Annotated in this window: 14 protein-coding genes and 1 tRNA gene; 7 read left to right on the forward strand and 8 right to left on the reverse strand. The window is 68.5% G+C overall.

Features of this window, described 5'->3' with window-relative positions:
- Positions 1-204 precede the first annotated feature (204 nt).
- The 4 genes from AB2385_RS06995 (at position 205) to AB2385_RS07010 (ending at position 3,755) form a co-directional block, all read left to right on the forward strand.
- Positions 205-291 (forward strand) — tRNA-Leu (locus tag AB2385_RS06995).
- A gap of 220 nt (positions 292-511) precedes the next feature.
- The gene (locus AB2385_RS07000; protein WP_367654237.1) at positions 512-874 is read left to right on the forward strand and encodes a response regulator; all 363 of its coding nucleotides are present in this window, start codon (positions 512-514) and stop codon (positions 872-874) included.
- Positions 871-3,390 carry an ATP-binding protein gene (locus AB2385_RS07005; protein WP_367654238.1) on the forward strand — a complete coding sequence of 840 codons (2,520 nt, stop codon included), beginning with the start codon at positions 871-873 and terminating at the stop codon, positions 3,388-3,390. The genes AB2385_RS07000 and AB2385_RS07005 overlap by 4 nt, the downstream gene beginning before the upstream one ends.
- Positions 3,391-3,404: 14 nt before the next feature.
- Positions 3,405-3,755, forward strand: coding sequence for a hypothetical protein (locus AB2385_RS07010; RefSeq protein ID WP_367654239.1), 351 nt, complete (start codon positions 3,405-3,407; stop codon positions 3,753-3,755).
- A 92-nt stretch (positions 3,756-3,847) separates the two neighbouring features.
- Here AB2385_RS07010 and AB2385_RS07015 read toward each other — a convergent pair whose 3' ends face one another.
- From AB2385_RS07015 to pfkA, 4 genes are all read right to left on the reverse strand, one after another.
- Complete coding sequence (locus AB2385_RS07015) at positions 3,848-4,960, reverse strand: Mrp/NBP35 family ATP-binding protein (protein WP_367654240.1); 1,113 nt, start codon at positions 4,958-4,960, stop codon at positions 3,848-3,850.
- A 150-nt stretch (positions 4,961-5,110) separates the two neighbouring features.
- Positions 5,111-5,530, reverse strand: a complete 420-nt coding sequence (locus AB2385_RS07020) for an acyl-CoA thioesterase (protein WP_367654241.1) — start codon at positions 5,528-5,530, stop codon at positions 5,111-5,113.
- A 106-nt stretch (positions 5,531-5,636) separates the two neighbouring features.
- On the reverse strand, positions 5,637-7,391 hold the full coding sequence (gene pyk, locus AB2385_RS07025) for a pyruvate kinase (RefSeq protein WP_367654242.1): 1,755 nt from the start codon (positions 7,389-7,391) through the stop codon (positions 5,637-5,639).
- 23 nt (positions 7,392-7,414) lie between these two features.
- Positions 7,415-8,374, reverse strand: coding sequence for a 6-phosphofructokinase (gene pfkA, locus AB2385_RS07030; RefSeq protein ID WP_367654271.1), 960 nt, complete (start codon positions 8,372-8,374; stop codon positions 7,415-7,417).
- A gap of 321 nt (positions 8,375-8,695) precedes the next feature.
- Between pfkA and AB2385_RS07035 the strand changes: the two genes are divergently transcribed.
- A complete protein-coding gene (locus tag AB2385_RS07035; protein ID WP_367654243.1) occupies positions 8,696-9,520 on the forward strand; it encodes a purine-nucleoside phosphorylase in 825 nt (274 codons plus the stop codon).
- Here the strand turns inward: AB2385_RS07035 and AB2385_RS07040 are convergent.
- Positions 9,513-9,947, reverse strand: a complete 435-nt coding sequence (locus AB2385_RS07040; RefSeq protein ID WP_367654244.1) for a hypothetical protein — start codon at positions 9,945-9,947, stop codon at positions 9,513-9,515. The two genes, AB2385_RS07035 and AB2385_RS07040, sit on opposite strands and share 8 nt — an antisense overlap.
- 85 nt (positions 9,948-10,032) lie before the next feature.
- Between AB2385_RS07040 and AB2385_RS07045 the strand changes: the two genes are divergently transcribed.
- Positions 10,033-11,502 (forward strand): RsmB/NOP family class I SAM-dependent RNA methyltransferase, encoded by a 1,470-nt coding sequence (locus AB2385_RS07045; protein WP_367654272.1) that lies wholly within the window; start codon positions 10,033-10,035, stop codon positions 11,500-11,502.
- A gap of 42 nt (positions 11,503-11,544) precedes the next feature.
- On the opposite strand, the gene aspA is transcribed toward AB2385_RS07045, so the two are convergent.
- The 3 genes from aspA to AB2385_RS07060 all read right to left on the reverse strand — a co-directional run bounded on the left by aspA (position 11,545) and on the right by AB2385_RS07060 (position 14,083).
- On the reverse strand, positions 11,545-12,960 hold the full coding sequence (gene aspA, locus AB2385_RS07050; protein ID WP_367654245.1) for an aspartate ammonia-lyase: 1,416 nt from the start codon (positions 12,958-12,960) through the stop codon (positions 11,545-11,547).
- A 254-nt stretch (positions 12,961-13,214) separates the two neighbouring features.
- Positions 13,215-13,907, reverse strand: a complete 693-nt coding sequence (locus AB2385_RS07055; RefSeq protein ID WP_367654246.1) for an HD-GYP domain-containing protein — start codon at positions 13,905-13,907, stop codon at positions 13,215-13,217.
- 35 nt (positions 13,908-13,942) lie between these two features.
- Positions 13,943-14,083, reverse strand: a complete 141-nt coding sequence (locus tag AB2385_RS07060) for a hypothetical protein (RefSeq protein WP_367654247.1) — start codon at positions 14,081-14,083, stop codon at positions 13,943-13,945.
- Positions 14,084-14,193: 110 nt separating this feature from the next.
- Between AB2385_RS07060 and AB2385_RS07065 the strand changes: the two genes are divergently transcribed.
- Positions 14,194-17,562: a BTAD domain-containing putative transcriptional regulator gene (locus tag AB2385_RS07065; protein WP_367654248.1), complete on the forward strand. Its 3,369-nt coding sequence runs from the start codon at positions 14,194-14,196 to the stop codon at positions 17,560-17,562.
- Positions 17,563-17,665: the final 103 nt, after the last annotated feature.

Raw genomic sequence — 17,665 nt, forward strand, 5'->3', positions numbered from 1 at the left:
TGCGGGGCAATGTTCCTGACGGAATCGAGAGGCACATTGTTCCGGAAATCGGTTCCGGGAATCAGCCGCACGGCCCCACGGTTCCTAGGATACTTCGGTAGACGGGGCTGGTTTCCCTGCGGCGAGCGGCGGTGGAACGACTGGGTACGGGCCGCGGCGCCTTGTCAGCGCCAGGAGCTTGTGCTATCATAACTAAGCGATCAAGCCGAAGTGGTGGAATGGCAGACGCGCTCGACTCAAAATCGAGTGGGGTAACCCCCCGTGCGGGTTCGAGTCCCGCCTTCGGCACCAGGTGGCAGGTGGGCTGCAGGGTTAGACTCCTGCAGCCTGTTTCGCGTTTCACCGGCGATTGGGCCGAGCAGATCAATCAAACCCTATCCTGACAGGCCGATCGGGTCCGTACAGTAGGGCAAAACCTATCCTTACAACCACGTCTAATACTGCTACACTAAAGGAGTAGCACGAACACCGCACAGGGACCAAGGGGTCAACCAGATGGAGGGATTCCGGCATGCCGCATATCCTGGTCGCCGATGACGACCTTGACATCGCACGACTCGTCGCCTTCCAGCTGCAGTACACCGGGTACGAGGTGACGCTGGCCCACGACGGCCCCACCGCGCTGGCCCGCGCCCGCGACTCGGCGCCGGACCTGATTCTGCTGGACTGGATGATGCCCGGGCTCGACGGCCTGCAGTGCCTGACCGCCCTCAAGGCTGATCCGTCCCTGCGCCACATCCCCGTCGTCCTGATGACCGCGCGCGCCCAGCAGGCTGACGTGCAGGCCGGTATCGCCGCCGGAGCGGCCGCGTACCTGGTGAAGCCCTTCGAGCTGAGTCAGCTGATCGCCACGGTGAAGGAGGCGGTCGGATGACCCACGTGCCGTACCGCTGGGACACCGGCCTGCGGGTGCGGGTCTTCGGCCTCCTCCTCTTCCTGCTGTCGCTGCTGGTGGGCCTGGGGTTCATTCTCACCTTCACCTTTAACCAGATGAACTCCATGCGCGAGCGCGCCGAGTTCAGCCAGCAGAACATCCTGCGCATGGAGCAGGTCGCCACCCTGTACGCCGAACTGACGGCGGCCGTAAACGGGTACCTGCTGACCGGGGACGAGGCGATGCTCGCCTCCTACGAGCCCGACATGGCCCGCCTGAAGGAACTGCTGGAGCAGCTGGAGCGGGACGTGACCGACTCCCCGGAACAGGTGGACCGGGTGCGGCGGGTGTGGAGCCTGATCGAGACCTGGCGCACCGAGGTGGCCGAACCGGCGATCGCCTTCGCGCAGCAGGGCTCGCCGGAGGCCGGCAGCCTGCTGCTCCGCCAGGGCCTGGGTCACGCCGCACAGATCAGCGAGTACCGCGACGCCTTCCGCACGGAGGAGTCCAAGCGACTCGGCCAGGACCTGAGCAGCGCCAACCTGGCATCTGACCACGTGGTGCGCATCACCTGGCTGGCCATCTCCCTGGCCGCGGTGCTGGCCCTGGGCGGCTTCCTGGTCTTCGCCCGGGGGGTCACCCGCTCCACCGAGGCTCTGGCCGAGGCGGCCAACCGCATCGCCCGCGGCGAGCGCGGCGTGGTGCTGGACACGCCGCTCGACGGCGAGTTGCAGGTGGTGGCCAACGCCTTCGCCGCCATGTCGGTGACCCTGGCCGAGCAGGAGAAGAAGCTGCAGGCGCAGCAGGAGCAGCTGATCGCCCAGAACGAGGAGCTGGTCGCCCAGCAGGAGTCGGTGAAGCAGCACGCGGCCGAGCTGGAGCGCCAGGAGCGCCATCTCAAGCGGCTCCACAGCCTCTCCAGCAAGATGGTCGGCTCCATCGAAATCGACCAGCTCTCCACCCTGATCCTGGACGAGTATCTGGACCTTTACGGCGGGGTCGCCGGCGCCCTGCTGATCGCAGACGAGTACAGCGACAAGCTGCGGGTGCTGGCCGAGCGCTGGCTCTCGCCCGACCTGAAGGGGCAGTCCATCCCCCGCTCGGGGCCGCTCGCCCGGTGCGTCGAGCTGCGGGAGGTCGTGGTGGCCCGCTACCCCGAGACGAAGACCCGCTTCTCCGTCTGGGCCCACGAGGTGCCGGTGACGCAGGAGGTCTACGTGCCTCTGGTCCACACCGGCCGGGCCATCGGCGTGGTGGTCATCGCCTTCACCGAGCCGACCGAGATCAACGACGAGGCGCGGGCGCTCTGGCATGCGGTGGCGGGACAGGCCTCCGTGGCGCTGGCCGCCGCCCAGAACCACCTGGAAGTGAAGCGGGCGCTCGCCGTGCAGGAGCAGGCGGCGCAGATCCAGATGCTGAATGCCCAGCTGGAGGAAGAGCGTGACCGCACCTCGGCCCAGCTGGACATCTACCTCTCCATCGTCTCCACCATGCCGGCGGGCGCCTGGCTGTGCGACACCGGCGGCAACCTGCTGGTCTCCAACTCCATGTTCCAGGAGTTTTTCGGCGAGACGGAGCCCGACGAGCCCCTGGAGCAGGTGCTGGCGCAAATCGCGGCAGTGCTGCCCCAGGACGATCCGTTCCCGGAGACGGTGCGCCGGCTGGTCCACGACCCCGCCGAAGTCGCCGGCGGCCGGCTGCGCCTCACCACCGGCTACACCCTGCAGTGGTCCTCCGCACCCGTGGGTTCCGGGTCCAGCCGGGTGGGCCGCCTCTTCACCTTCCAGGACGTCACCGAGCTGGCCGAACTGGACCGGCTGAAGTCGGAGTTCGTCAACATCGTGTCGCACGAGCTGCGCACGCCCCTCACTTCCATCATGGGCTATCTCGGGCTCGTGCTGGCCGGCACGGCGGGCCCGCTGCAGGACCAGCAGCGGGAGTTCCTGCAGGTGGTCTCCCGCAACACCACCCGGCTGGCGAACCTGATCAACGACCTGCTGGACATCCAGCGCATCGAGTCAGGCCGCATGCCCCTCACCCTCAAGCCCACCTCGCTCCCCCAGGTGGTCACCCAGGTGGCCGAGACCTTCCGGGTGCAGGCCGAGCAGAAGGGGCTCTCCTTCACGGTGAACGTGCCGGAGGAGGGCGTGCCGGCGATCCAGGCCGACCCGGACCGGCTGACGCAGGTGGTCTCCAACCTGGTCTCCAACGCGGTGAAGTACACCAAGGAGGGCGGGGTGACCATCACGGTCTCCGCCCGGGAGGGCCGCGTGGAGCTGGCGGTGGCCGACACGGGCATCGGCATCTCGCCCTCGGATCAGAAGCGGATCTTCGAGAAGTTCTACCGCGCCGAGCACCCGTACGTCCGGGAGGTGGGCGGCACAGGCCTCGGCCTGCCCATCGTGCGCACAATCGTCGAGGAGCACGGCGGCGATCTGCGGGTGGAGAGCGAGCTGGGCAAGGGCTCGTGCTTTACGGTCAGCTTCCCGGCCCTGCCCGCCGAGAAGGCTGAATAGAGGGGGTTCCGCCCATGGCGGAGGAACTGGAGGCGCTCCTGCTGCACGCCTTCATCGACATCATCGAGGAGCGGAAGGCGGCGGGCCGCCCCGGTCTGCTGGCCACGCACGAGACCATCGCCCGGTGGCTCTCCGACCGCACCGGCCTGAACGTCACGCCGCGCCACGTGCAGTACCTGACGCTCGCCCTGCGCGACGGGCAGATCATCGACGTGGGGGGCGGCGGCATCGGGCGGCCCAACCTGTACGACACGCGCGAGGCGGCCATGGGCACCGACGCCTTCTGGAACCAGGTGGAGGCATTCCTGGCGGTGTGGCGCATGCCGAACCGGGAGTCGCTGCGGAAGGGCGATCATCGTGGATGACGAAGATTCGTCACGCGTAAGCACCGCCTCCCCATGGCGGTGCCGGTGCACGAAACGAGGGGGGCGACTGCCCCCCTCCGGTTTTTCCTGCTTTACAGCACTCGCAGTTCCTCGCTCCACACCTTCGGCGGCGCCATCTCGGCGATCTTGCGGGCCGCCTGCAGGTAGGCCTGCGCCGCCGGGTGATCCTCCTTGTCGGCCACGATCGGGTCGCCCACGTCGGAGCCCAGGCGCACGTCGGGCGTGAGCGGAATCTCGGCGATCACCTCGCAGCCCAGGTTGGCGGCGAGCGCCTGCGCACCGCCCTTGCCGAAGATGAAGTGCTTCTTCCCGCACTCGTCGCAGAGGAAGTAGGCCATGTTCTCGATGACGCCGATGATGCGCTGGTTCACGCGGGCGGCCATCGAACCCACCCGGGAGGCCACCTGCGCCGCCGCCGCCTGCGGGGTGGTCACCAGCACCAGGTCGGTGCCCGGGAGCATCTGGGCCACGGAGAGCGCCACGTCGCCAGTGCCCGGCGGCAGGTCGATCAGCAGGTAGTCCAGCTTGCCCCACTGCACGTTGAGCAGGAACTGCTCCAGCATCTTGCCCAGCATCGGGCCGCGCCAGATGATGGCCTGATCTTCGTTTACGAGGCTGCCGGCCGAGATGAACGGGATGTCGTGCGCCCAGACAGGCAGCAGCGTCTGGTCATCCAGGGCCTCCGGCCGGGACATATTGCCCATCATACGGGGAATCGAGAAACCGTAGATGTCGGCGTCGATGATGCCCACGCTGTAGCCCAGCTTCTTCAGGGCAACAGCCAGGTTGACGGTGGTGGTGGACTTGCCCACGCCGCCCTTGCCCGAGGCCACCCCGATGATGGTGGTGCGGGTCGCCAGGGCCATGGTGGACTGCCTCACGTCGCCGTGGGGCTCCCGACCCCGCACCTTGGCGGCAACGGCCGCGCGCTCGGCGTCGTTCATCGCGCCGAACCGCACAGCCACCTGCTCGACGCCGGGCACCTTCCCCAGGGCCTCGGCGACGTCCTTCTCGAACCGGTGCTTCAGGGGGCAGCCCGGCACCGTCAGGTTCACCGTCACCGTGACCTTCCCGCCCTCGATCTGGATATCCTTCACCATGTCGAGTTCGACAATGGACCTGTGCAACTCAGGATCATACACGCCCTTCAGGGCGTCCAGGATCTGCTCGCGCGTGATGGCCATTCTCGTCTGATCTCCTCCCGGGCCCGCGCGGGGCCATTCGTCGACGCACTACCTGACAGCATGATAACCGGAATCATCCGCTCGGAGGGTGACGCCGGTCACATTCCGCCGCAACCTTTTGACGTGCCTGCGCCCGGTGCGAGTACGGACCTATTCCTTCTCGCCCGTGCGCTCCCGAAAGAGCGCCCAGAGCTCGGGGGCCAGCTTGGGCAGGGCGCCCGGCCGGCCGCCGGGGCCCAGGAAGGCGTGTGTCGTCGTCCCCTCGCAGCAGAGGCGCCCGTCCTCCGCCCGGCTGATGCGATAGCCGAAGGTGATGCGGGCGGGCGTGAGCCGCTCCACCCGGGTCTCCACCTCCAGCAGGTCATCGTACCGGGCGGGATGGAGCCAGCGCACCCGGGCCTCGGTCACCGGCACCAGGATGCCCCGGCGCTCGAAATCGACATACGGGGCGCCCCAGGCCCGCATGAGCTCGTTCCGCCCCACCTCGAACCAGACGAGGTAGTGGGCGTGGTACACGACGCCCATCGCGTCGGTCTCCGCGTAACGTACCCGCACCTGCGTCCTGACCATTCGCTCTCCCCTCCGACAGGGTCACGTCCACGCCAACAGTCTTACCTGTTTTTCTCCAAATGGTCAAGGACTTGAAGAGGGAGGGGATTCGCCCCTCCCTCTCTGGCTATCGCACCGTGGCCTCGCCACGCAGGATGAGGCCGTGCGCCACGTCCAGCGTGACGAGCGACCCGTCGGGGATGCGTCTGGTCGCCCCGGCAGCGCCCACGATCACCGGCTTGCCCAGCGAGATGCCGGCCACCGCGGCGTGAGACGTGAGGCCGCCCTCCTCCGTGACGATGCCGGCCGCCCGCTCCATCGCCGGGATGTAAGCAGCGTCGGTGAGGCGGGTGACGAGGATGTCGCCCTCCTCCACCTGGTCGAGGTCCGCCTCCGAAAGCACCACGCGGGCCCGCCCCGTGACCGGGCGGCGGCCGACGCCGGTTCCCTGGGCCAACACGTCGGCCACGGTGTGCACCTTGATCAGGTTGGTGGTGCCCCGCACGCCGAGGGGAACGCCGGCCGTGATGACGATCAGGTCGCCGTTCTTGACCAGGCCGGTGGTGAGCGCCGCATCCACGACCTCGCGGGTCAGGTCGTCCGTCGTCATCGCCTCCGACCGCACCACCGGGAAGACGCCCCAGACCAGCCGGAGCTGGCGCGCCACGTGCGCGTAGGGCGTGACGGCGATGACGGGGCAGGACGGGCGGTACTTGGAGACCATGCGCGCCGTGAAGCCCGAAGTGGTGGCCGAGATGATGGCCGCGGCGCCCAGCTCGTGGGCGGTGGTCACCGTCGCGTGGGAGATGGCCTCGGTCACGCTGTCCATCCGGCCGAACCGGCCCCGCCGCTTCAGGATGTCGGAGTGGTCCAGAGCCGCCTCGGTGCGCCGGGCGATGGAGGCCATCACCCGCACGGCCTCCACCGGGTACTGGCCGGCGGCCGACTCGGCCGACAGCATGACCGCGTCGGTGCCGTCCATGATGGCGTTGGCCACGTCGGAGGCCTCGGCCCGGGTCGGACGCGGCTTGGTGACCATCGACTCCAGCATCTGCGTAGCCGTGATCACCGGCTTGCCCATGGCGTTGGCCCGCTCGATCATGCGCTTCTGCATGAGCGGGACCTCCTCCGTGGGCACCTCCACGCCCAGGTCTCCCCGCGCCACCATCAGCCCGTCAGAGACCTGCAGGATGTCCTCCAGGTTGTCGAAGCCCTCCTGGGACTCCACCTTGGAGATGATCTGCTGGTGGCCGCCTGCCTCCTCGATGACCCGCCGGATCTCCAGCACGTCCTGCGCCTTGCGGATGAAGGAGCCGGCGACGAAGTCGACGCCCATCTCCACGCCGAAGCGGATGTCGGCCACGTCCTTCTCGGACAGTGCGGGCAGCGAGACCTTCGTGCCCGGCAGGTTGATCTTCTTGCGGTCGGAGAGCACACCGCCGACGATGACGCGGCAGCGGATCTCCTTGGGCCGTACCTCCACCGCCTGGATGGTAATGTTGCCGTCGTCCAGCAGCAGGTACCCGCCCTCGGGGACGTCGTTGACGATCCCGTCGTACTGCACCCAGACCCGCTCCTGGTTGCCCACCACCGGCTCGGTGGTCAGGGTGAAGTCGTCCCCCTCGCGCAGGAGTACCTTGCCGTTCTCGAAGGTGCCGATGCGAATCTCCGGCCCCTTGAGGTCGATCATGATGCCCACGTCTTTGCCCACGCGGCGCCCCGCCTCGCGGATGTTCTCAATCCGCCGGCGATGCTCCTCCTGGGTGCCGTGGCTGAAGTTGAGCCGGCAGACGTCGACGCCGGCATCGAGGAGCCGGACCAGCACGTCCAGCTGCTCGCTGGCAGGCCCGATCGTGGCCACGATCTTCGTCTTCCGCAGCATCCCCAAACTCTCACCTCATCGGATTAGGTCGCCAGGATCTCCGCCAGGTCCAGTAACTCGGCCGGGATCCCCTTGCGCTTGCCGAGTACGTTCTCCAGGGGCTGTGCGACCAGCTCGTTGTTCACCTCGCCCACGAAGAGGCCGCCCTTCCCTTCCAGCAGGAGTTCAGCCGCCTTCGCCCCCATGCGGGAGGCCAGCATCGCATCGGCAGCAGTGGGCGCACCGCCCCGCTGGATGTGGCCGAGCACGGTCACGCGGGTATCATAGCCGGTCCGCTTCTGGATCTCGCGGCCCACGTCAAACCCCGACCCGACGCCCTCGGCCACGATGATGAGCGAGTGGCGCTTGCCCCGCTCCATGCCCCGCTTCACCCGCAGGGCCACCTCCTCGATGGTGAGCGGGCGCTCGGGCAGCATGATCGACTCCGCCCCGCCGGCAAGGCCGGCGGCGAGGGCGATCCAGCCCGAACTGCGGCCCATGACCTCGAGCACGAACACCCGATCGTGTGACGAGGCGGTGTCGCGGATCTTGCGGATGGCGTCGAGGCAAGTGTTGACCGCCGTGTCGAACCCGATGGTGCGGTCGGTGCCCCAGATGTCGTTGTCGATGGTGCCGGGCACACCGATGCACGGCAGCCCCAGTTCGGTCAGGCGGATGGCCCCGCGGAACGAGCCGTCGCCGCCGATGACCACCAGCCCGTCGAGGCCGGCGGCCCGGGCCTTTTCGAAGCCCTCCCGCTGCCCCTCCGGGGTCTTGAACCGCTCGCTGCGTGCGGACTGCAGGAAGGTGCCACCGCGCTGGATAATGTCGCCGACGGAAGCCGTTTCCAGAGGAACGAAGTCACCAGCGATGAGGCCAGCGTATCCGTGGCGCACCCCCAGGACCTCGGCGCCCAGCGTGATTCCCCGCCGGACCACCGCGCGGATGGCCGCGTTCATCCCAGGGGCGTCGCCACCGCTGGTCAGGACGCCAATCTTGCGGATCTTGGGCAATTTGTTCACCGTCCCTGCGCCTGCCTGCGCGTTTTCATGCGAACCTGCTCCACATCCGAACCGGCCGCCCTCCGTGCGCCACGCCGCCCGCGAACAGGTGGCCATAGTATGCCCGACGGCCCGCCGCACTGCGGCCTTTCGCCACTGGCGGGTCCGCATGTACTTGCAGGTATTCGGCAGGTCGGTGCGGAATTTCCTTCATCGTCGCGGCATCTTTGTTAGGTTGGGCTACAAAGTTTGCCGCCGTTTGGCGCGCGGCCGTATCGGCGGCATCGTTGTCAGTTATGCTACAGACGAGAGAGGTGCATGCCCATGTCAGACCTGCTGAAGCGCATGGAAGAAGCCCGGGCAGCCGTGGCCGCGCGGGGCGGCGTGACCCCGAAGATCGGCCTCATCCTCGGCTCCGGGCTGGGCGACCTGGCCGACCAGGTGGAAGACGCCGTGCGGATTCCCTACAAGGAGATTCCCCACTTCCCGATCTCCACGGTGCCCGGTCATGCCGGTCAGCTGGTGATCGGCCGCCTGGAGGGGCAGCCGGTGGTGGCCATGCAGGGCCGGGTTCATTTCTACGAAGGATACACGATGGAACAGGTCACCTTCCCCGTGCGGGTGATGCACGCCCTCGGGGTCGAGACGCTGATCGTCACCTGCGCCGCCGGCGGGCTCAACCCCTCCTTCTCGGCCGGCGACCTCATGCTGATCGTCGACCACATCAACATGATGGGTCAGGACCCGCTCAGGGGGCCCAACGCTGACGAGCTCGGCCCGCGGTTCCCGGCCATGGTCGACGCCTACACGCCCGAACTCCGGCAGGTGGCGCTCGCGGTGGCCGCGGAGATGGGCATCAGCCTCAGGCAGGGCGTCTACTCACCCATCTCCGGGCCCTGCTACAACACCAGTGCGGAGCTGCGCATGCTCCAGCGGCTCGGCAGCGACGCGGTGGGCATGTCCACTGTTCCGGAAGTCGTGGTGGCCCGGCACATGGGCATGCGGGTCCTGGGAATCGCCTGCATCACCGACATGGCCCTGCCGGACCAGCCCGTCCACCTCACCCACGAGCAGGTGATGGAGGTGGCCAACCGCACCAAGCCGCTGTTCCAGAACCTGGTGCGGGGCGTCCTGCGCCGCCTCAGCTAGGGTCGGCCAGGAGGTGCAGCACCCACTGGCTGCCCCTGATCACGTGCTGCGCTTCCTCGTACTCGGCCTCCAGCTGCCGGAGCTGCCCGTGCACTTCCGCGAGCCACCGGAGCAGCTCGGCGTAGTGGACCGAGTCGGTGGCGGTTGATGTAAGCCGTTGAGACAGGTCAGCCGCCCGGGCGCGGGCACTGGCCAGCCGGGGCTCCAGCTCCTTCACCCGGGCGATCGCCTGGATGCGCTGGGCAATCAGCTCGGCGGTGGAGCCGAACCCCGTCAGGGCCGGTGCCCTGCTCGTCTGCCCGTTCTCGGTCGGCCGGGCAAGCGCCTGGGCCTGAACCTGCAGGTTCGCCGCCTCGTTGTCGCGCAAGGCGCGGCGCGCCCGCTCCGCCACACTCTCGAGCGCCTCGTGAGCCTGTGCCATCTCCATCTGCCTCTCCTTCCCTCCTGTTCCCTGTGCTGCTATTATATGGTTATTTGAATCTCCTGACAAGGGGGCGAGTGGTCTGGCGCCGATCCGGCTCCCCGCAGAGTTTACCGACCGCATGCACCGGCTCCTGGGCGAGGAGTACAACGCCTTCGCCGCGTCGTATGAGGAGCCGCGCACTTTCGGACTCCGGGTCAACCGGCTGAAGACCGACCCGCAGGTGATCGCAGCCCGCCTGGGCATCCCGTATGAGCCCGTGCCATGGAACCCCGACGGCCTGTACTACCCCGCATCGGTGCGCCCGGGGCTCCACCCCTACTACCACGCGGGGGTCTACTACATCCAGGAACCCAGCGCCATGGCGCCCGCGCCGGTGCTCGCACCCCGGCCCGGCGACCGGGTGCTGGATCTCGCCGCCGCGCCCGGCGGCAAGACCACGAACCTGGGCGCGCTCATGGAGAACCGGGGGCTCCTGGTGGCGAACGACATCCGCGTGGACCGGGCCGGCACGCTGGTGGAGAACCTGGAGCGGAACGGCGTCACCTGCGCGGTGGTGCTCGCCGAGAAGCCGGAGCGTCTTGCGGAGCGGTTCCCCTCGTTCTTCGACCGCATCCTGGTCGACGCGCCCTGCTCCGGCGAGGGCATGTTCCGCAAGATGCCGGAAATGTGCAAGGTGTGGCGGCCCGGTATGCCCGACACCTGCGCCCGGGTGCAGGTGCGCCTGCTGGAGTGCGCCGTCACCATGCTCCGCCCCGGCGGCCGGCTGCTCTACTCCACCTGCACCTTCGCGCCCCAGGAAAACGAGGAGGTGCTGCTCCAGCTGCTCATCCGCAACCCGTCCATGCGCCTGGTCCCCATCACCGCGCTGCCGGGCGCGCAGCCGGCGCGGCCCGACTGGACCAGCGAGCCCGACCGGGCCGCCAGCTTGGGAATCGACCGGGCCGTGCGCCTCTGGCCCCACCGCCTGCGGGGCGAGGGGCATTTTGTGGCGCTCCTGGAAAAGGAGGAAGGCGCCGCGGAAGACGCCCCTCCCGCCGGGCCGGGCCCCGGCCGGCGGCGGGCAGGCGGGCCGAAACCGCAGGGCTGGGCTCCTGCCGACCGGGACTCGCTGAAGGCCATGGCCGAGTTCTGCCGCACCTACCTCACGGGCGAGGCGGCAGACCGGCTGCTCTCCGGCGAGACGGCCCAGTACGGCGAGTGGCTCTACCGGCCCCCGGAGGGCAGCGGGACGCTGGCGGGACTGCGGGTCCTCCGGTCCGGGCTGCAGCTGGGCCGGGCGCGGAAGGCACGTTTCGAGCCGGCGCACGCCCTGGCCCTCGCACTGCGGCGGGAGGACGTGCGGCAGGTGCGCGACCTGCGCTCGGATTCGCCCGAGGTACTCAGCTACCTGCAGGGCGAGCCCCTGCCCGCGGCGGGCGAGCAGGGCTGGACGCTCATCGCAGTCGACGGCTTCCCGCTGGGGTGGGCCAAGGCGGCCGGCGGCGTGCTCAAGAACCATTACCCTCGGGGCCTGCTCTGGCGCGGGGCCACCCCGCCGACGCTGGGGGAGGAAAACTGAAGACCGCCAGAGCCGCGTGGCTCTGGCGGTCTTCTGCCTCTCTTACTTGGTCTTGGAGAGTCGCTTGGCGATGCCCATCGAGGTGAGCTGCTTGGGCGAGAGGATGTGGTCGATCTCCTCCTTGGTGAGGAGCCCCTTCTCGAGGACGATCTCCCGCACCGGGCGCCCGGTAAGCGTGGCCTCGCGGGCCACCATGGAGGCGTTCTTGTAGCCGACGATGGGGTTGATGGCGGTGACGATGCCGACGGAGTTGTTCACCATCTCCTCGCACCGCTCCTTGTTGGCCGTGATGCCCCGCACGCAGCGCTCGGTGAAGAGGCCCACGGCGTTGGCCAGCGAGTCGATGCTGGTGAAGAGGGCATGGCCGAGCACCGGCTCCATCACGTTCAGCTCCAGCTGGCCCGCCTCGGCCGCGAGCGTGACGGTGAGATCAAGGCCGATCACCAGGAAGCAGGTCTGGTTGAGCACCTCGGCCATCACCGGATTCACCTTGCCCGGCATGATGGAGGAGCCCGGCTGCATCTCGGGCAGGTTGATCTCCTTCAGGCCGCAGCGGGGGCCGGAGGCCATCAGTCTGAGGTCGTTGGCGATCTTGCAGAGCGCCACCGCCAGCGCCTTCAGGCTGCCGCTCACAGCGACGAAGGGGTCGAGGCTGTGGGTCGCGTCCACCAGGTTCTCCGGCTGCCGCAGGTTGCGGCCGGTGTTCTCGTTCAGGAACTTGATCACCAGCGGCGGGTAGGCCGGGTCGGCGTTCAGGCCGGTGCCGACCGCCGTGGCGCCCATGTTGACCTCGTGGAGCCCCTCGACGGACTGCATCAGCCGGCGGCGGCAGCGCTCCACGGCCGTGGCGTAGGCCTTGAACTCCTGGCCCAGCCGGATGGGCACCGCGTCCTGCAGGTGGGTGCGGCCCATCTTGACGACGTCGTCGAACTCCTCGGCCTTCGCGTTGAACGCCTCAACCAGCGCGGTCAGGCGCTCGTTCAGCACATCGGCCCGCTCCATCACGGCGAGGCGCAGCGCGGTGGGGAAGGCGTCGTTGGTGGACTGGGCGAAGTTCACGTGGTCGTTGGGGGAGACGATCGTGTAGTCACCCTTCTGGCCGCCCAGGATCTCAATCGCGCGGTTGGCGATGACCTCGTTCGCGTTCATGTTGGCCGATGTACCGGCGCCGCCCTGAACCGGGTCGACCAGGAACTGGTCCATGAGTCGGCCGGCGAGGATCTCATCGCAGGCCTCGACGATGGCGTCGGCGATCTCCTTCGGCAGGTAACCCAGCTGGTGGTTGGCCTGAGCGGCCGCCTTCTTGACCTGAGCCAGGCCCTTCACCAGCGCGGGGTGGATGCGCAGGCCGGTGATGCGGAAGTTCTCGAGGGCGCGGGCCGTCTGCACGCCGTAATACACGTCGGCAGGAACTTGCTTTTCTCCCAGCAGGTCTCGTTCGGTACGGGTGCTCGGCATGAGGCTACTTCTCCTTCCTGGAAGATCTTTCTGTGAACGTTGTTGCGTGTAAGCTTGTTCCATCGTTCACTTGGATATTACATCGTGCAAACGCGTCTGACAACCGCAATTCGCCCCAAGGTGCGCGTAGTACCTTTGGACCGACTTCAGAGGCACCCTACGCCCACTCTTGCCGAAAACCTCCAGAGAGACAGGAGAAGAGCAACGGTTCGTTGCTCTTCCTAGTACATTATAAATAGGGTACACTTTTAACCTCACGTACGCCCCCGCGCCCGAACCGCCAGCGGCCGGGGGCGCTGTTCCGGGTCCGTCCACTCCGTAGGATACCGCGGATGGACGACCAGTACGCGGCGGTGGCGCTCCAGAAACTGCCGGGCGAGTTCGGGGTCGAACTGGGTCCCGGTCCCGCGCCGGATCTCGTCCAGCGCCTGCTCCACAGAGAGCGGCGGCGCGTAAGGGCGCGGGGTCGTCATACAGTCGAAGGCGTCACAGATGGCGATCAACCGGGAAAGCCAGGGGATCTCTTCCCCCTTGAGGCCATCCGGGTACCCGCGTCCGTCGAACCACTCGTGGTGGTGACGCACGACCACGGCCAGATGGGCCAGGGCCGGGTACCGCGCCAGGATCGCCGCCCCGCGGGCGGGGTGCTCGCAGACGAGTTCGACCTCCTCGGGCGTGAGCGGCCCCGCCTTGGTCAGGACGGCGCCGGGAATCTCCAGCTTGCCAATATCGTGCAGCAGCGCGGAGAGCGACACCATCCTGACCTCACGCCGGGACAGCCTGAGATCGGTCGCAAAGGCTTCCGCAATCCGCGAAACCCTGCCCTGATGCTGGTAGGTGGGCGCATGCCTGGCGGCCATCCGCGCCAGCAGGGGCCTCGCCACCACCGGATACCTGGAAATCGGGTCGCTCCGGCCCCCGCCGCTGGATGACGGTTGTGCCGCCATAGACGCCCTCCTCAAAGTTGTTTAGTGTTAAGATGTTAACGGAGTTCGACGTCCGTCACCGACCAGGTGCCGTAACAGCCGATGATGCACGGGAACGTGGTGTTCGCGAGGGCAGACGAGGCCAGGGTCGCAACCAGGGCGGCCGTTACCACGAAGATACTGAGGATCCTGCGCATCTTCTGGTCCCTCCTATGCATGATCGGCCCCTCCTCCGGGGCATGTAGCGCCTTCATAGTAGAATGCTTGACGTTACAGCATCGTTACCAACGAAGGGACGGGCCTGCACATGGAGAGGGAAGTTCCACTGACTGCGAAAATCCTCCGGCCCAGCAACGCACGGTTCTACCTCCCGCGCCCGCACCTGGCAGAACTGCTCCGGGAAGGCCTGACGCGCCGGCTGACGGTGCTCCTGGCCAGCGCCGGCTACGGCAAAACCGCGACGCTCGCCAGCTTCGCCGCCGAGGCCGGCGTGCCGGTGCTCTGGATTCAGCTGGACCCCGGCGACAGCCAGCTCTATACCTTCCTCCGCTGCCTGGCGCGGGGGATTCAGCGGGAACTGGGCGGCGGCAGCGAGCTCCTGCGAGCCCTCGAGGGCGGCGCTGCACTGACCGATCCCCTGCCGCTCATCCTCGGCGACCTTGCGGCCTGCCCCGGACACCACATGATCGTCTTGGACGACTTCCACCTGATCGACCGGGAGTCGCCGGTGGTGGGGCTGGTGCACCGGCTGGTTCAGTACGCGGGTGAGCAGACGCACCTGTACATCTGTTCCCGCACCGCGCTGCCGTTTCCCACCGCGCGCCTGAAGGTGATCCAGGAAGCCGCGGAGGTCACCGAAGACGACCTCCGCTTCTCCCGGGAGGAGACCGCGTCCTTCCTCACGGGGATAACCGGTGAGACCCCGTCCCCGGAGGAGCTGGAGCAGGTACAGAACCTCACCGAGGGCTGGTCGGCGGCGCTGGTACTGCTGACCTCGGCCGCCCGGCGGCGCGGCGGGCTGGGCCCCCTGCTCTCCGGCGGCCTGCCCGGCGACCTCTTCGCCTACCTGGCCGATGAGGTGCTGAGCGGACTCGGGCCCCACCTGCAGGCCTTCATGGAGCAAAGCTCCATCCTCGATGTGCTCAGTCCCACCGTCTGCGACGAGGTGCTGGAGCGGCAGGACTCCGCCGCCCTGCTCTGCGAGCTCTCCGCTTCGAGCCTGCTGGTGATCCAGGTGGGGCCGGACACCTACCGCTACCACCACCTGCTGCAGCGGTTCCTGCAGGACCGGCTGCGGGCGAGAAGTTCAGGCGACTTCGCCCGGCTCTGCAAGCAGGCCGGCGACTGGTACCTCCAGCGAGACGAGCCGGAGGAGGCGGTGAAGCACTACCTGCGGGGCGGGTGGCTCCAGGAGGCGGCCGGCCTGGCCGAGAGCCTGGCCCCCGAGTGGCTCCGCACCCACAAGCTGGAGCGGCTGCGCACCCTGCTGTCCGAGCTGCCGCAGACCATTAAGGAGCAGTACCCGTGGATCACGCTCTGCGAGGCCCGCTACCTGATGCACACGGGCCGGAGCGACCACGCCGTGGGCATGGCGCGCCTGGCGCTCCGGGCGTTCAGCGAGTACGGCGACCGCCGCGGCGTGGTGCAGGCCCACATCCTCCTCGGCGACTGCTACGCCATCCGCCAGGAACTGGCGGCCAGCGAGGCCGAGTTCGCCCGGGCCGCGGAGGCGCTGGAGCCCGAGTTCCGCCAGGAGGAGGCCTTCCTCCTGCTCCGGCGGGCCGGTCTGGCTTACATGACCGGCAAGTGCCCCTCCGAGGTGGAGGCGGACCTGCGCCGGGCGCTGTCGCTCTACGTGGAGCTGGGCGACCTGCCCGGCGAGGGCGCCGTTTCCGACCTCCTGGGCGTCGTGCGGGCGCAGCAGAGCGACTACGCCAGCGCCATTCAGCTCCTGGAGCGAGCCGTGGCCATCGCCCGCTCCATGGGGGAGCCTGCGCATGAGGTGGGCATCAACCTGGCGTGGGTCTACCTGGAGGTGGGCCGCTTCCAGGACGTGGTGACGCTGTGTGAACCTGTGGCGACGGCTTCCACCAACCAGATGCGCCGGCTCTACGCCGGCATCTACCTGATCAGCGCCTACACGCACCTGGGCGAGTACGCGAAGGCCACCGCCCTGGCGCCGGCGGTGAACGCGCTGGTGGAAGAGGTCGGCACCCTGGAGGTAAAAATGGCCCTGATTGCCACCCTGGCCTGCCTGTACCGGCTGGCCGGTCACAGCCAGGCCTCCGTCCCCTTCGCCAACGAGGCGCTGCAGCTGGCCCGGGCAGGCGATCTCTCGCACCTCAGTGTTCCGGCCCGGATGCAGGCCGTCATGTTGCACCTGTTCTACACGGGGAACGCCGGCAAGGCCGCCCAGATCGCGGAGCGCACCCTTGCCCGCATGGACAAGAAGACCACCGTGCTTCACCGCGTGATGTTCACCCTGGCCCTGGCCGTGGCTCGGTTCCGGCTCACCCGTACCGAATCGCGGCCGGCGGCAGTGCGGGTGTTGGAAGAGGGCCTCGCCGAGTGCCAGCGATGGGGGGCCGAGTTCTTCGTGCTGCACGAGTGGCAGCTGGGCCTGGCCGCGGTGATCTACGGCCTGGCCTATGACGTGCAGGCGAACTTCTGCCTGCGGCTGGTCCGCACTATGGCGGAGAAGCTGCCCCAGACGGTGCGGGAGCCAGGCATCCCCCTGGCCGAGCCCGAGTCCCGGATGCTGCCGGCGGCCTGGCAGGCCCTCCCCGACGAGGACAGCCGCTCGACCTTCGCCTCGCTGCTCACCGCCGCCGACCGCAGGCGGGTGGTCACCCTGGCCAGGGGGCCCTCGCCGCTCACGATTCAGGTCCTGGGGCCGCTGGTCGTCACCGTGGGCGAGACCCCCGTGGACGTGCGGGCGCTGAAACGGCGGAAGAGCGGCCAGCTGCTCACCCTGCTCGTGGCCAGCGAGGGGCCGCTGCCCCGGGAGCAGGTGGTCGAACGGCTCTGGCCCGACCTGGACCCCAGCGCCGCGGACACCTCGCTCAGGGTGTCGCTCCACCACCTCCGCCGCCTGCTGGAGCCGCACCTGGGGGGCAAGGCCAGGTCGCGCTACATCCACGCGGAGGCCGGACTGGTCTGGTTCAGCCGCCACCCCGAGGTGCAGGTGGACCTGGACCGCTTCCGGGAGGAACTGCGTCGGGCGGAGGAGGCCCGGGACTCCGGCCATCTGCGGGAGGCCGCCGGCCTGCTGGAGCAGGCCTGCCGCCTCTACCGCGGCGACCTGCTGGCCGACGATCCCTACGAGCTGGGCGACCTGCGGGAGCAGTGGCGCGCCCGCTACGCAGCGGCCCTGGACTGGCTGGGCGAGTACTACTGGCACGAACTGGGGAGCCCCAACCGGGCCATCGTGGCCTTCCAGCGGCGCCTCGCCCTCGACGAAAGCCACGAACCCACCCACCAGTCCCTGATTCGCATCTACCTGGAAACGGGCCAGGTTGACCGGGCCCGGCGGCAGTACCTGGCCTGCCGCGAGGCGCTGGCGAGCCAGCTGGGTGTGGAGCCGTCGCCGGCCACCGAGTCGCTCTACCAGCTCATCGTGCAGATGGAAAGCGAGGCACAGTCGACTTTGGAGCCGCCGCTTCCGCCCCGCCGGTAAGCCTCCCCCCGATTGGAGCCACGGCCCGCATCCGCCGTGGCTCATTTCGTTGCCGGTTGATGGCCGGGTCATGCGGCGGCGGCACAAACGAAAAGGTGGCTGT

This window comes from Symbiobacterium sp. (genome assembly GCF_040797425.1).
Taxonomy (GTDB): Bacteria; Bacillota; Sulfobacillia; order Symbiobacteriales; family Symbiobacteriaceae; genus Symbiobacterium.

What these genes read in the sequence shown, in the direction of transcription:
- AB2385_RS07000 (WP_367654237.1), top strand. Translation starts at nt 512, where the DNA reads ATGCCGCATATCCTGGTCGCCGATGACGACCTTGACATCGCACGACTC.
- AB2385_RS07005 (WP_367654238.1), top strand. Translation starts at nt 871, where the DNA reads ATGACCCACGTGCCGTACCGCTGGGACACCGGCCTGCGGGTGCGGGTC.
- AB2385_RS07010 (WP_367654239.1), top strand. Translation starts at nt 3,405, where the DNA reads ATGGCGGAGGAACTGGAGGCGCTCCTGCTGCACGCCTTCATCGACATC.
- AB2385_RS07015 (WP_367654240.1), bottom strand. Translation starts at nt 4,960, where the DNA reads ATGGCCATCACGCGCGAGCAGATCCTGGACGCCCTGAAGGGCGTGTAT.
- AB2385_RS07020 (WP_367654241.1), bottom strand. Translation starts at nt 5,530, where the DNA reads ATGGTCAGGACGCAGGTGCGGGTACGTTACGCGGAGACCGACGCGATG.
- pyk (WP_367654242.1), bottom strand. Translation starts at nt 7,391, where the DNA reads ATGCTGCGGAAGACGAAGATCGTGGCCACGATCGGGCCTGCCAGCGAG.
- AB2385_RS07035 (WP_367654243.1), top strand. Translation starts at nt 8,696, where the DNA reads ATGTCAGACCTGCTGAAGCGCATGGAAGAAGCCCGGGCAGCCGTGGCC.
- AB2385_RS07040 (WP_367654244.1), bottom strand. Translation starts at nt 9,947, where the DNA reads ATGGAGATGGCACAGGCTCACGAGGCGCTCGAGAGTGTGGCGGAGCGG.
- aspA (WP_367654245.1), bottom strand. Translation starts at nt 12,960, where the DNA reads ATGCCGAGCACCCGTACCGAACGAGACCTGCTGGGAGAAAAGCAAGTT.
- AB2385_RS07055 (WP_367654246.1), bottom strand. Translation starts at nt 13,907, where the DNA reads ATGGCGGCACAACCGTCATCCAGCGGCGGGGGCCGGAGCGACCCGATT.
- AB2385_RS07060 (WP_367654247.1), bottom strand. Translation starts at nt 14,083, where the DNA reads ATGCGCAGGATCCTCAGTATCTTCGTGGTAACGGCCGCCCTGGTTGCG.
- AB2385_RS07065 (WP_367654248.1), top strand. Translation starts at nt 14,194, where the DNA reads ATGGAGAGGGAAGTTCCACTGACTGCGAAAATCCTCCGGCCCAGCAAC.